Source organism: Actinomadura sp. KC345 (assembly GCF_004348515.1).
In the GTDB taxonomy this organism is placed as follows: domain Bacteria; phylum Actinomycetota; class Actinomycetes; order Streptosporangiales; family Streptosporangiaceae; genus Spirillospora.
Map to the genome: position 1 here is coordinate 1 of NZ_SMKH01000228.1, position 13,308 is coordinate 13,308.

The 13,308-nt window shown below is 72.2% G+C and carries 15 protein-coding genes; 8 read left to right on the forward strand and 7 right to left on the reverse strand.

Features of this window, described 5'->3' with window-relative positions:
- On the forward strand, window positions 1-724 hold a 724-nt coding region (locus tag E1281_RS29115), incomplete at its 5' end, for a class I SAM-dependent methyltransferase (protein WP_131882913.1).
- A 1-nt stretch (window position 725) separates the two neighbouring features.
- On the opposite strand, the gene E1281_RS29120 is transcribed toward E1281_RS29115, so the two are convergent.
- Window positions 726-1,484: an SDR family NAD(P)-dependent oxidoreductase gene (locus tag E1281_RS29120; protein ID WP_131882914.1), complete on the reverse strand. Its 759-nt coding sequence runs from the start codon at window positions 1,482-1,484 to the stop codon at window positions 726-728.
- Window positions 1,485-1,618: 134 nt separating this feature from the next.
- On the opposite strand from E1281_RS29120, the gene mshA reads away from it, so the two are divergent.
- The 3 genes from mshA to E1281_RS29135 are packed head-to-tail and all read left to right on the forward strand — an operon-like array spanning window position 1,619 to window position 4,385.
- The gene (gene mshA, locus E1281_RS29125; RefSeq protein WP_131882915.1) at window positions 1,619-2,941 is read left to right on the forward strand and encodes a D-inositol-3-phosphate glycosyltransferase; all 1,323 of its coding nucleotides are present in this window, start codon (window positions 1,619-1,621) and stop codon (window positions 2,939-2,941) included.
- A complete protein-coding gene (locus tag E1281_RS29130) occupies window positions 2,938-3,504 on the forward strand; it encodes a YbjN domain-containing protein (protein ID WP_131882916.1) in 567 nt (188 codons plus the stop codon). Before mshA ends, E1281_RS29130 begins: the two co-directional genes overlap by 4 nt.
- A gap of 23 nt (window positions 3,505-3,527) precedes the next feature.
- Window positions 3,528-4,385, forward strand: a complete 858-nt coding sequence (locus E1281_RS29135; RefSeq protein ID WP_131882917.1) for a phosphoglyceromutase — start codon at window positions 3,528-3,530, stop codon at window positions 4,383-4,385.
- Window positions 4,386-4,493: 108 nt separating this feature from the next.
- Here E1281_RS29135 and phoU read toward each other — a convergent pair whose 3' ends face one another.
- On the reverse strand, window positions 4,494-5,153 hold the full coding sequence (phoU, locus tag E1281_RS29140; protein WP_131882918.1) for a phosphate signaling complex protein PhoU: 660 nt from the start codon (window positions 5,151-5,153) through the stop codon (window positions 4,494-4,496).
- Between the two features lie 170 nt (window positions 5,154-5,323).
- Here phoU and E1281_RS29145 point away from each other — a divergent pair, with 170 nt between their 5' ends.
- Window positions 5,324-6,664 (forward strand): ATP-binding protein, encoded by a 1,341-nt coding sequence (locus E1281_RS29145; RefSeq protein ID WP_131882919.1) that lies wholly within the window; start codon window positions 5,324-5,326, stop codon window positions 6,662-6,664.
- Window positions 6,661-7,341, forward strand: a complete 681-nt coding sequence (locus E1281_RS29150) for a response regulator transcription factor (RefSeq protein ID WP_131882920.1) — start codon at window positions 6,661-6,663, stop codon at window positions 7,339-7,341. Before E1281_RS29145 ends, E1281_RS29150 begins: the two co-directional genes overlap by 4 nt.
- Window positions 7,342-7,416: 75 nt before the next feature.
- Here E1281_RS29150 and E1281_RS40600 read toward each other — a convergent pair whose 3' ends face one another.
- Together E1281_RS40600 and E1281_RS29160 are read right to left on the reverse strand one after the other, a co-directional pair.
- The gene (locus E1281_RS40600; RefSeq protein WP_165959159.1) at window positions 7,417-8,343 is read right to left on the reverse strand and encodes a hypothetical protein; all 927 of its coding nucleotides are present in this window, start codon (window positions 8,341-8,343) and stop codon (window positions 7,417-7,419) included.
- Between the two features lie 148 nt (window positions 8,344-8,491).
- A complete protein-coding gene (locus E1281_RS29160) occupies window positions 8,492-9,265 on the reverse strand; it encodes a hypothetical protein (protein WP_131882921.1) in 774 nt (257 codons plus the stop codon).
- 525 nt (window positions 9,266-9,790) lie between these two features.
- Here E1281_RS29160 and E1281_RS29165 point away from each other — a divergent pair.
- A complete protein-coding gene (locus tag E1281_RS29165; RefSeq protein ID WP_131882922.1) occupies window positions 9,791-10,273 on the forward strand; it encodes a CarD family transcriptional regulator in 483 nt (160 codons plus the stop codon).
- A gap of 34 nt (window positions 10,274-10,307) precedes the next feature.
- On the forward strand, window positions 10,308-10,775 hold the full coding sequence (gene ispF, locus E1281_RS29170) for a 2-C-methyl-D-erythritol 2,4-cyclodiphosphate synthase (RefSeq protein ID WP_131882923.1): 468 nt from the start codon (window positions 10,308-10,310) through the stop codon (window positions 10,773-10,775).
- Between the two features lie 124 nt (window positions 10,776-10,899).
- On the opposite strand, the gene fahA is transcribed toward ispF, so the two are convergent.
- The 3 genes from fahA to E1281_RS40605 form a co-directional block, all read right to left on the reverse strand.
- Window positions 10,900-12,117 (reverse strand): fumarylacetoacetase, encoded by a 1,218-nt coding sequence (fahA, locus tag E1281_RS29175; RefSeq protein ID WP_131882924.1) that lies wholly within the window; start codon window positions 12,115-12,117, stop codon window positions 10,900-10,902.
- On the reverse strand, window positions 12,114-13,001 hold the full coding sequence (locus E1281_RS29180) for a hypothetical protein (protein WP_131882925.1): 888 nt from the start codon (window positions 12,999-13,001) through the stop codon (window positions 12,114-12,116). Before E1281_RS29180 ends, fahA begins: the two co-directional genes overlap by 4 nt.
- A 61-nt stretch (window positions 13,002-13,062) precedes the next feature.
- A partial coding sequence (locus tag E1281_RS40605; protein ID WP_165959160.1) for a hypothetical protein occupies window positions 13,063-13,308 on the reverse strand: 246 nt, incomplete at its 5' end.

Below are 13,308 nucleotides of genomic sequence, written 5' to 3' on the forward strand. Positions count from 1 at the left end.
CCGCCGGTCCCCGCCGGGCCCGGGCGCCCGCCCGCTGGCCGTCGATCTCGGCTACGGCGCGTCCCCGGTCACGACCTTCGAGTTCTACACCCGGCTCCGCGCCGTCTCCCCGCGCCTGGAGGTCGTCGGCATCGAGATCGACCCGGATCGCGTGGCCGCCGGGATCGACTTCCTCGCGGACCACGGCCCGTGCGACGGCCTGTCGTTCCGGCGCGGCGGCTTCGAACTGCCGGTGCCGCGCCCGCCCGTCCTGATCAGGGCGTTCAACGTCCTGCGGCAGTACGACGAGCCCGCCGCCTGGCAGGCCTGGGACGATCTGCGCGCCCGCCTCGACCCGTCCGGGGTCCTCGTCGAGGGGACGTGCGACGAGATCGGGCGCCGCGCGGTCTGGGTGACGCTCACCCCGGACGGCCCGCGGACGATCACGTTCGCGGCGCACCTGCGGACGCTCGGACGCCCGTCCGACCTCGCGGAGCGGCTCCCGAAGACGCTGATCCACCGCAACGTCCCCGGCGAACCCGTCCACGACCTCCTGGCCGCGTTCGACCGATGCTGGGCGACGGCCGCCCCGCACTCGGCGTTCGGCCCGCGCGCCCGCTGGATCGAGGCGGTGACGCTGCTGGCCGGGACCCATCCCGTCCTGACCCGTCCGCCCTACGGAGGCCGCCACCGATGGCGCCTCGGCGAGGTGACCCTCCCCTGGAGCGCCGTCGCACCGAAGTGACCTACTCGCGGTGCAGTTTGTGGGGGGCGGCCTGGACGCGCGGCTGCACGTCGATGCGGTCGATGTTGACGTGCGGAGGACGCGTGACGGCCCACGCCACGCAGTCGGCGATGTCGTCGGCGACCAGCGGCTCGGGAACGCCCTCGTACGGCTTGGCGGCCTTCTCCTCGTCCCCGTGGAACCGGACCAGGGAGAACTCCTCGGTCTTCACCAGCCCGGGGGCGATCTCGGTGATGCGGACGGGTTCGGCGACGAGTTCGAGCCGCATCACCTCGTTCACCGCGTAGGCGGCGTGCTTGGCCGCGTTGTAGCCGCCGCCCCCCTCGTACGGGTCGTGCGCGGCGAGCGAGGTGATGTTGACGACGTGCCCGGCGCCGCTCTCGATCAGCTTGGGCAGCAGCGCCTTCGTCACGCGCACCAGCCCGAGGACGTTGGAGTCGTACATCGACCGCCACTCGGCGAGGTCGGCGGTCGCCACGCTGTCCAGGCCGAGCGCGCCGCCGGCGTTGTTGACCAGCACGTGGCAGCCGCCGAGCGCCGCCGCGAGGGCGTCCACCGACTCCTGCGAGGTCACGTCCAGGGTGACCGGGACGACCTTCCCGGCACCGGGCACGCCCTCGGTGATCTCCTTGGCCAGGTCGTCCAGGCGGTCCCGGCGCCGCGCGGCGAGCACGACGTTGAACCCCTCCGCCGCCAGCCGCCTGGCCGTGGCGGCCCCGATCCCGCTGCTTGCTCCGGTCACTACCGCGGTCCTACGCATGCGGCCAGTCTCCCGCAGGCGTCCGGGCGGGTTGCCGGTGAGGTCGGTCACTGTGACGGCGGGCCACGGTTGTCCCCCTAATTGAGGGAACACCCAACGCGGTCGATAGGTTGCACTACCGGAGGTGGTGTCCGGTGTCGCGTCGTATCAACCGGGTTGCGACGGTCAGTGTTCATACTTCCCCCCTTGATCAACCAGGTACCGGCGACGCCGGCGGCATGAACGTCTACATCGTCGAGGTGGCCAAGCGCCTCGCCGCGCGAGGCGTCGAGGTGGACATCTTCACCCGCGCCACCTGCCGCGCCATGCCCCCCGCCGTCGAACTGGCCCCGGGGGTGGTCGTGCGCAACGTCGTGGCCGGACCGTTCGAGGAGCTGGACAAGAACGAGCTGCCGCGGCATCTGTGCGGCTTCACCTCCGGCGTCCTGCGCGCCGAGGCGGCGCACGACCCGGGTCACTACGACCTCCTCCACACCCACTACTGGCTGTCCGGCCAGGCCGGCTGGGCGGCCAAGCAGCGCTGGGGCGTCCCGCTCGTCCACTCCATGCACACCATGGCCAAGGTCAAGAACGCGGCCCTCGCGGAAGGCGACAAGGCCGAGCCGGACGAACGCGTCGCGGGCGAGGAGCAGGTCGTGGCGTCGTCCGACCAGCTCGTCGCCAACACCGCCAAGGAGGCCCGCGAACTCGTCGACCTCTACGGCGCCGACCCCGCCCGCGTCGCGACCGTCAGCCCCGGCGTCGACCTCTCGCTGTTCCGTCCCGAATCGCCGCTGCTCGCCCGCGGCGCCGGCCTGCTCCCGCACCGGACCGGCCCCGCCCGCCGCCGCCTCGGCCTGCCCCGCGACGCCTACGTGCTGCTGTTCGTCGGCCGCATCCAGCCGCTCAAGGCGCCGGACGTCCTGCTCCGCGCCGTCGCCCGCATGCTCGCGGACGACCCCGCCCTGCGCGCCAAGCTCGTCGTCGCCGTCGTCGGGGGACCCAGCGGCTCCGGACGCTGCCGGCCCGAGGGCCTGCAGAACCTCGCGGCCGACCTCGGCCTCTCCGACGTCATGCGCTTCGAGCCGCCGAGCCCGCAGCCGGAGCTGGCCGACTGGTACCGGGCCGCGGACGTCACCGTCGTCCCGTCCCACAGCGAGTCGTTCGGCCTCGTCGCCGTCGAGTCCCAGGCCTGCGGGACACCGGTCGTCGCATCCCGCGTCGGCGGCCTGTGCACCGCCGTCGCCGACGGCGCCTCCGGCGTGCTGATCTCCGGGCACGACCCCGCCGACTACGCCGCCGTCCTGCGCCGCCTGCACGACGAACCCGCCCGGCACGCCCGGCTCTCCCGCGGCGCCGTGCGACACGCGGACGGCTTCGGGTGGGACGCCACCGTCGACGACCTCCTCGACGTGTATACCGGTGCCATGTCCATTCCGGCCGTACGGGTCGCCGCTCCCGCGGAGGTATCGGCATGAGCGAAGCGAACCGGGGGGCGCCGGGGGTCGGCCCCCCGCAACGGACGGGCTTGAGTCCCGTCGAGACCATCAGGGAGACCCTGGAGGCCGCCGAGCTGGAGTTCGACGAGCCCCGCGAGAACGCCTTCTTCGTCAAGCTCCCGGGGCAGCGCAAGCTCGCCACCATGACGTGGCTGATCGTCGGCGAGCACAGCCTGCACGTCGAGGCGTTCTTCTGCCGCCGCCCGGACGAGAACCACGCCGAGTTCTACCGGTTCCTGCTGGAGAAGAGCGGCCGCATGTACGGGGTCGCCTTCGCCCTGGACGACGTCGGCGACGTCCACCTGGTCGGACGGGTCGCGCTCGACTCGGTGTCGCCGGACGAGATCGACCGCCTTCTGGGCTGCGTCCTCACCTACTCCGACGAGAACTTCGACAAGGCCCTCGAACGCGGGTTCAAATCGTCCATCCAGCGTGAATGGGACTGGCGCGTCAAGCGCGGCGAAAGCCTCGCCAACCTCCGGGCCTTCGCGTCCTTCGCCGACCCCGCCAACCGTGAGCCCGCCGACGGTGAGGGATCCTGACCGGGCCGCTAGGCTCTGGTGTCATGGCGACCTTGGTATTGCTCCGGCATGGCGAAAGCGTCTGGAACGCGGAAGGGCTGTTCACCGGCTGGGTGGACGTCGACCTGTCGGCGAAGGGCGAGAGTGAGGCGACCCGCGGCGGCGACCTGCTGCTCGACGCCGACATCACCCCCGACGTGGTGCACACCTCCCTGCTGAAGCGGGCCATCCGCACTGCCAACATCTCCCTGGACGTGGCGGACCTGCTCTGGATCCCCGTCAAGCGCTCCTGGCGCCTGAACGAGCGCCACTACGGCGCCCTCCAGGGCAAGAACAAGGCGCAGACCCGCGAGGAGTACGGCGAAGAGCAGTTCATGATCTGGCGCCGGTCCTACGACACCCCGCCGCCGCCCATCAAGGACGACGACCCCCTCTCCCAGGTCAACGACCTCCGCTACGCCGAGCTGCCCTCGGAGCTGATCCCCCGCTCGGAGTGCCTCGCCGACGTCGTCGACCGCTTCCTGCCGTACTGGTACGACGCGATCGTCCCCGACCTGGCCGCGAACAAGACCGTCCTGGTCGCCGCGCACGGCAACTCCCTCCGCGGCATGGTCAAGCACCTGGACGACCTCACCGACGAGCAGGTCGTCGGCCTCAACATCCCCACCGGCATCCCGCTCGTCTACGAACTCGACGACGACTTCGCGCCCCTCAAGCGCGGCGGCGAGTACCTCGACCCGCGCGCCGCCAAGGCCGCCATCGAGGCCGTCAAGAACCAGGGCGCCGCGAAGAAGGACGGGCCGAAGCCCCCCACGCCGCCGCTCCCCAAGGACGCCAAGGACGCCAAGGACGCCAAGGCCGCCAAGTCCAAGGAGAAGCCCAGGCGCGGCCGCAGGAAGTGACCCGCCGCAGGAAGTGACCCGCCGCAAAAGTGACGGGGCCGGAACCGGTGAGGGTGCCCGACGCGCACTGCGTGGGCACCCTCCCGCGGAACATGTGTCCGTCACGGCTCAGAGGTCGGTGATCTCCTCGGGGCGCTGGCCCGTCACCAGGTAGACGACGTTCTCGGCCACGTGGACGGCATGGTCGGCGAAGCGTTCGAAGTAGCGGCCGGCGAGCGTGATGTCGACGGCCGGTTCGACGCCGTGCTTCCACTTGGGGGACAGCAGGATGTCGAACAGGCGGCGGTGGAGGCGGTCCATCTGGTCGTCGTCGGCGTCGAGCTCCAGGCCCAGCTCGACGTCCCGGGACGCGATCACGCTGCCCGTCTTGGCGATCATCCGCTCCGCGATCTGGCCCATCTCCAGGACGGTCGCCTGCAGTTCCGGCGGGACGGCGGACTCCGGGTGCCGCCGGCGGGCGGTCCTGGCGATGTGGACCGCGAGGTCGCCCATGCGCTCCAGGTCTCCGCTCATGCGCAGCGTGGTGATCAGGGTGCGCAGGTCGCCGGCCACGGGCTGCTGCCGCGCCATGAGGTCGAAGACGATCTCCTCGATCTCCGTGTCGATCTTGTTGACGTGCTCGTCCCCGCTGATGACCTCCTCGGACAGGCGCAGGTCGGCGTCCAGGAGCGCGGTCACCGCGCGGGCCATCGCGGAGCGGACGAGGCGGGTCATCTCCACCAGCCGGTCGGCGAGGGAGTCGAGCTCCTCGTGGTAGGCGTCGCGCAATTCAGAATCCTTCGCTGCAAATGGGGCGAAACGGGCGGACTTGTCCACCACACAGCATGCCTTGGCGGCGTTAACGCGTCCGGATAAGGAGGTGAATTTTCGGGGAACGGGATCGCCTTGACCAGGACCGGAGGGTGGGACGGGTCCGCGGGCCGCTTACCATCCGTGGTGTGGAGGTCGAGGTTATCGCGATACTGACCGGGCTCGCCGGGCTTGCGGTCGGGCTCGCGACCGGATTGGCGGTGCGCGTGAGCGAGCGGTCCCAGCAGGTGGCGGTGGCGTCGGCGCCGGTGGGCGGTCTGCCGCCCGGCGTCGCGTCGGTGCTCAGCGTTCTGCGGTCGTCGGCCGTCGTGGTGGACGGCGAGGACCGCGTCCTGCGCGCCAGCTCGGCCGCGCGGGCGTACGGCCTGGTCAGCGGCGACCGCCTGGTGGTGGACGAGGTGCTGGCCATGGCGCGGCTCGTCCGGCGGGACGGGGAGATCCGCGAGACCGAGATCCAGGTCGGGCCGACCGGCGCGCGGGTCCGGGCGGACGGACGCTGGTTCGCGGTCCGGGTGGCCCCGCTCGGGTCGCACGGGCTCGTCCTCGTGCTGGCCGAGGACCTCACCGACATGCACCGCACCGAGGCGATCCGCCGCGACTTCGTCGCGAACGTCAGCCACGAGCTCAAGACCCCGGTGGGCGCGCTGTCCCTCCTGGCGGAGACGGTCGAGAACGCCGCCGACGACCCCGAGGCGGTCCGCCGGTTCGCGGGCCGGATGCAGTACGAGTCGGTCCGGCTGACCAACCTCGTCCAGGACCTGATGACGCTGTCGCGCGTCCAGGGGGACGAGCCGCTGCCCGAACTCCGTCCCGTCACACTGGACGAGGTGGTGGCCGAGGCGCTGGAGCGCTGCCAGTTCAAGGCGTCCGCCAAGGTCATCGAGCTGACCACCGGCGGTGAGGACGGCCTCCAGGTGCGCGGCGACCAGGAGCTCCTCGTCACCGCCCTCCGCAACCTGATCGACAACGCCGTCGCCTACAGCCCGGAGAACACGCGGGTCGCCGTCGCGACGCGGCGGTGCGACGACCGCCAGGTCGAGGTCAACGTCACCGACCAGGGCATCGGCATACCGGACGGCGAGATCGAGCGGATCTTCGAGCGCTTCTACCGGGTCGACCCGGCCCGGTCCCGCCAGACCGGCGGCACCGGCCTCGGCCTCGCCATCGTCAAGCACGTCACCGGCAAGCACGGCGGGGACGTGACGGTGTGGAGCAAGGAGGGCCACGGGTCGACGTTCACGATTCGGCTGCCGCTGCTCGGCGCCGACACGCCGCCGCCCCGCCCCGGCGGCGCGACCGCGCACCGGGACCCGAGGGGGAGGCAGGCCGCCGCCGGGGGAAGGAGCCCCGGTGCGAGCAGGGGCCCAGCCGCGAAGAACGGCGCGGACACCAGGAACGGCACGACCGCGGGCAAGGACGCGGACGCCGAGGAAGACACCCAGAACACCGCCCGGGAGGCAACACCGTGACCCGCGTTCTCGTCGTGGAAGACGAGGAGTCGTTCAGCGACGCACTGTCGTACAACCTGCGCAAGGAGGGCTTCGAGGTGGCCGTGGCCGCCACGGGCCCCGACGCGCTGGACATCTTCGAGCGCAACGGTGCCGACCTCGTGCTCCTCGACCTCATGCTCCCCGGGCTGCCCGGCACGGAGGTGTGCCGGGAGCTGCGCGCCAAGTCCAGCGTCCCCGTCATCATGCTGACCGCCAAGGATAGCGAGGTCGACAAGGTCGTCGGGCTGGAGCTCGGCGCCGACGACTACGTCACCAAGCCGTTTTCGACGCGCGAGCTGGTCGCGAGGATGCGGGCCGTCCTGCGCCGCCAGGGCGAGGTCGAGGAGCTGGCGCCCGCCACGCTGGAGGCCGGCCCCGTCCGGATGGACGTCGAACGCCACGTGGTCAGCGTCGGCGGTGAGTCCGTCCAGCTCCCGCTCAAGGAGTTCGAGCTGCTGGAGGTGCTGCTGCGCAACGCCGGCCGCGTCCTGACGCGGATGCAGCTGATCGACCGCGTGTGGGGCGCCGACTACGTCGGGGACACCAAGACGCTGGACGTGCACATCAAGCGCCTCCGGGCCAAGATCGAGGACTCCCCGTCCGCGCCGCGCTACATCGTCACCGTCCGCGGGCTGGGCTACAAGTTCGAGCCCTGATCCCGCCCGAACACGAGAACGGCCCGTCCGGCGCGAGAGCGCCTGGCGGGCCGTTCCTCGGCGTGCGGAGCCGGGTCAGTGACCCGCGGCTCCCGGCGACTGCCCACCCGTGGGCGACGCGGTGCCGGGGGGAGATGCGGTGCCGGTCGGCGAGGGGGACGCCCCGGGCTGGGCCGGCTCGGTGCCCGCGGACGGCTGCGGGCTGCCGGAGGCGCCCGGTGCCTGGCCGTTGGGCGTCCGGCCGCCGGGGGGCGTGGCCAGGGGGTAGGTGTTGTACTCGCCCTGCTGCGGGATCAGCGGCACCTGGACCTCCACGGCGCCGGCCTTCTCGAACTGCAACCGCACCGGGACGGCGGCCCCGGCGACCAGCGCCTTGTTGAGACCGTTCAGGACCACCTGCGGCCGCCCCTCGCCCTGCGTGGCCGGAGGCGAGGTCTGCGGGTCCTCGGTGTTCTCGCCCGTCGGGCCCCCGGTCGGGCTCGCGGTCGGGGCGGTCGCGGTCCCGCCGGGCGCAGGCGTCGTCGCCCCGGCCTCCGGCCGCCCGGTCGGGGACTGCTCGGCCCCCGGCCGACCCGTCTGGCCAGGAGTCGCGGGAGCAGGGCTCGGGGACGCGTCGCCGAGCAGCTTGGCCACGCCGCCCGAGCCGTCCGGTGCGGGCGTCGGCAGCGCGATGCCTCCACCAGAGATCTGCCCGGTGGCGAACAGCGGCGAGCTGACGGAGATGAGCCGGTCCGCCTTGTCCTGGCTGATCATCGTGCCGTAGAGCGCCAGCGACATGCCCGGGGAGACCGCCTCTCCCGGCTTGGGGCCCAGCAGGAACATGTTGCGCAGGAGGATCTGCGCAGGGCCTTCCTTGGGGACCGACGCGTTGGCGCCCTCGGTCAGCTGCGTCGGCGCGGCGGACTGCGCTTCCACGCCGGCGCCGCAGCCGGTGATCACCGGCGCGATGGCGACGGCGCCCGCGACGGCGAGCGCGACCATTCGACGGCTGTTTCGGATCACGGCGTCGGTCTCCTCGCGAAGTGTCATCAAAGACGTGCGTTGTACATTGCGGAAGTGGCGTGAGATACGCCAGATGAAGCCTAGCGAGGCCTGATCGCAACTACCGCCCCGGGGTCGCCGACACGCCACGGGCGGCACGGGGGAATGGTCAACCCGACCTTAGCGCCCGGACCTTCTCGGTCAGTTCCGGCCCGGTCTCGGGCCCCTGGACGACCTCACTGACCACGCCGTCCGGCTGCACGAACACGGCGGTGAGGCCGGTGCCGGCCGCTCCGGCGGATCCGGGAGCCGCGGCGTACGCCTTCGCCAGGACGCCCTCGCCGTCGTCGAGAATGAGCGGCGCCCCGTAGTGGGCGGTGCCCGCACACGCCTTCAGTTCCTTCAGGGACGTCTTCTTCTCGTCGCCCGCCGGGCGCGGATCGGCGACCAGCCAGAAGTTCATCACGTTGTCCTGCGTCCTGCCCGCGATCTCCGCGACGACGCTCTCGCACTTGTACCCGGGCGGGACGATGCCGATGACGCCCGGCCGCAGGTCCTGCAGCGGCGTCGGCGTGGATTCCCCGGCCACCAGGTCGACGCCGGCGTCCGGCAGCAGCCCGCCGACCTCCCCGGGGGGCGCGGACGGCCGCGGCGCGAGCTGGGCGCCCGTCGGACGCGGCGTGGGCTTCGGCCCGAACGCGGTCATCAGGGCGCCGCTGAGCAGCGCGACCAGTAACGCCCCGGCGATGATCGGGATGGCGACGCCGAACCGGGTCAGCGGACGGGTGACGCGGCGGACCCGCTCCCTGCGCCGGCGCCGGCGCTCCTCGCGGCGGTAGGCGAGCATGTCGCGCTCGAGCTCGCGGGCGTCATCGGGCACCACGACGTCAACGCGGGGAAGCCCGTAGTCATCGGGCTCCGGGTCGCCGCCGTCCGGCCTCACGCCGTACCTCCCATCCCGGCTCCGCCGACGCGCTCCATGGCCCGTCCCGGTGGGCCATGGTCCTTCCAGACCACCGTCCCACGGACGGGCGGTCCGTCCCACCCGTCCGTCCCACCGGTCCGTCCCACCGGTCCGGCGCACGGATCAGGCCGACCGGTGGAGAGCGCCGTTCCGATGGGCGTCGTCCCGTTGGAGATGGTTCCCGCCTGGTGCTGTCCCATTCGGGGCCTTCCGGCCGCTTCGTACCCGCAGCGCCCGGCTCGCTCACCTCCAGTATGAGCCGGGTGCCGGCGCCCGGTGGGAGTGGCGCTTGTAACCGCGGGCCCCTTACCGGTATGGAACGTCCGGTGAGATCGGGGTGGCGCATCGGCTACCCTGTGTGTGGGGAACTGGTCGGCGATGCACCATTAAAGGGCTTTGTCAATACCCCAATATGCTGCTTGACCTGGGCATATGTCCGGGAGGCCGGTTCAGCCACGCCGGTTTACGTGGTACCCTGGTTCTAGCGGAAGGGGTACTTGTCACATGACTTTCCAGGTCGGCGACACCGTCGTCTACCCCCACCATGGGGCTGCTCGGATCGAGGCCATCGAGACTCGCACCATCAAAGGTGAGGAAAAGACCTATCTGGTCTTGAAGGTCGACAAGGGCGACCTGACAGTGCAGGTCCCGGTCGAAAACGTCGAGGACGTGGGTGTCCGTGACGTCGTCGGCCAGGAGGGTCTGGAGAAGGTGTTCGAGGTGCTTCGCGCACCCTACACCGAAGAACCCACCAACTGGTCCCGCCGGTACAAGGCGAACCTTGAGAAGCTCGCCTCCGGCGATGTGAACAAGGTCGCCGAGGTCGTCCGCGACCTGTGGCGGCGCGACAAGGAGCGTGGCCTGTCGGCGGGTGAGAAGCGCATGCTCGCCAAGGCGCGTCAGATCCTGGTCAGCGAGCTCGCGCTCGCGGAGAAGACCAACGAGGACAAGGCGGAGGCGCTGCTCGACGAGGTCCTGGCCACCTGAGCGGGCGGCCGAGTTGAGCACGAGCTTTCCACGGGTGGGCGTCGGTACCGACGTCCACCCGTTCTCGTCCGAGCCACGCCCGCTGCGTGTCGCCGGCCTCGAATGGCCCGGCGAGGGGCACGGCCTGGCCGGGCACTCCGACGGCGACGTCGCGGCGCATGCCGCCTGCGACGCGCTCCTGTCGGCCTGCGGCCTCGGCGACCTCGGCGCCGTCTTCGGCACTTCGGACCCGCGCTGGTCCGGCGCGTCGGGCGTGGTCCTCCTGGAGGAGGTCGCCCGGCTCGTGCGCGAGGCCGGTTTCACGATCGGCAACGTCGCCATCCAGGTCATCGGCAACCGGCCCAAGATCGGCAAACGCCGGGAGGAGGCCGAGAAGGCCCTGACCGAGGCCCTCGGCGGCGCGCCCGTCAGCATCTCGGCCACGACCACCGACGGCCTGGGACTCACCGGTAGGGGCGAAGGTCTCGCCGCCATCGCCAACGCCCTGGTGGTTCCCGCTTAGTGGTCAGGGTGGCCGGCGGAGGCCCGCCGACCCGGATCGCGGAGCCCGACGGGCTTCCGTCCACCGGCCTTGGCCATCGCTGGGCGCCGGCGGCCAACGTTGCGGTGGCCTGCGGGGGTACTGGTCAGGGGAGCGCGGGGTGGACCGTCCCGGTCACCTCGCCGAGCGTGACGCGGGAGCCGGAGGAGCCCGGGGCCTTGGCGCGGAGGGTTACCGTGTCGCCGTCCTCCAGGAACGTCCGTTTGGTTCCGTCGTCCAGTTCCAGCGGCTCCTGCCCGTTCCAGGTGAGTTCGAGCATGCAGCCGCGCTGATCGCGTTCGGGACCCGAGACCGTCCCCGAGGCGAACAGGTCCCCGGTGCGCAGCGGAGCCCCGTTGACCGTGGCGTGGGCGAGCTGCTGAGGTGGCGTCCAGTACATCTCCGCGAACGGCGGCCGCGCGGCGACCCGGCCGTTGATCAGGACCTCCAGGTGCAGGTCGATGCCCCACGGTTCGTCGCACCGCAGATAGGGGAGCGGCGCCGGATCCTGGACGGGCGGTGACACCCGGGCGGGCTCCAGCGCCGCGACCGGCACGACCCACGGCGAGATCGACGTCGCGAACGACTTGCCGAGGAACGGCCCGAGCGGCGTCGACTCCCACGCCTGCAGGTCGCGGGCGCTCCAGTCGTTGACCAGGACGAACCCGAACACGTGGTCGCGGAACGCCTCCGCCGTGACGCGCCGCCCCGCCGCGGACGGGACCCCGGCGACGAACCCGACCTCCGCCTCGAAGTCGAGCCGCAGCGACGGCCCGAAGGACGGCTCCTCCTCGCCCGGCGTCACGCGCTGCCCGGACGGCCGGATGATCGGCGTGCCGGACGGGTACACGGTGCCGGAGCGCCCGTGGTAGGCGACCGGCAGCCGCTTCCAGTTGGGCGCCAGCGGCTCGCGCTGCGGCCGGAAGATCCGCCCCGCGTTGACGGCGTGGTGCTCGGAGGAGAAGAAGTCGACGAAGTCGGCGACCTCGAAGGGGCGCTGCAGCTCCACGTCCGATACCGGGATCAGATGCGGTTCTACCCTTTCGCTGTACGACGCGTCGGTGAGCACCTCGACCAGCCGGGCGCGGTTCGCCTTCCAGGCGGCGCGCCCCGCCACCATGAAGGCGTTCAGCGACCCCGAGGCGAAGTAGCGGCGGTCCTCCACCACGCCCGCGGCGGACAGTGCGGCCAGGTCGAGGACGTGTTCGCCGATGGCCACGCCGACGCGAGGAAGCTCCCCGGGCCGAGCGAAGACACCGTAGGGCAGGTTCTCGACGCCGAAGCCGCCGTCCTCGTCGACCTCAACCCACGAAACGGTCGTCATGGCGCCGTATCTTCCCCGGTTTCCGGCGTTCTGATCAGTCCGGCGGCCGCGAGTTCCGCCCGGACCCCGAGGACGCCGGACGTGCCGAACGCGACCAGCAGCCGGCGGGCCGCCCGCGCCTCGGCGCCGGTCAGCGCCAGCAGGTCGCGTGCGACGGCCCCGGCGTCGCCGCGTTCGAGGACCCGCCGGACGCCGCGCTCGGCGTCTCCCGCCGCGGCGTGCGCCGTGGCCAGCAGAACGGCCGGCAGAACCAGCGGACCTTGACGGCACGCGCACGTGAACGGCAGATCACGCTCCGCACAGCCCGAGATGAACGCCGCCAGCGCCTCCACGGCGGAGACTTCACCGGCAGGCGTCCCGTCCACCCGGACCTTCGCGCCGAGCACGTCCCCTTGCTCAAGACCGGCGGCGCCGGCCGCGACGCCCTCCCGAGCGAAGCTCGCTCGGGCCGAGGCGATGCGGTCGAGCGCGTGGAGCCAGCCGGGGGAGCGCCTCACCTCGATGCGCGTCGGTACACCGGGCGGGAGCCGGGCGATCGTCACGGCGGCGGCCCGCGCCTGGTCGGCGTCCCGCGGCAGCGCGATCTCCACGGACGACGGCCGGACGCGGGGCTCGGCGCGGACGGCGTCCAGGGCCTTCGGGAGTTCCTCCAGGCCGGTGTCCGCGATGAAGCCGAGGTCGAGGAGGTCCTCGGGGACGAGATGGGTCCGCAGTTCGGCGAACCGCGAGGCCGGGCACAGGAACCGGCCGACCAGCGGCTCACGGCGCGTGCGGCGGGAGGCGTCGGAGACCGCGCGGTGGGCGGCCAGGGCCTGGTCCATCGGGGCGCGTTCCGGTGGGAAGAGCGCGGCGTCGTCGATCAGCCGAGCGAGTAGGGCGCTCATGCCCGGTTCAGTACCCCCGTGACGACGGCCCTCACGCGGATTCGTGGCGATCCGGCCCGTCTCAGTCGACGGGCGGGGTGGGGCCGCTGCGGAAACTGCTCGACGGCGGCGGGTTCCAGTCCTCGACCGGCTCGTCGCCCACGCCGTGATCCCGGCCGTCCGGGCGTTCGCCGGCGTCGGGGTCCTCGGCGCGCTCGGGGAGGGGCGTGTCGTGATCGTCGTCGTCCGCGCCGTAGGTGCCGGGAATCACCATGTCGGGGCGGGTCGTCGACGTGAGCGGGCGCTTCTCCTCCGCGCCGTCGTGGTC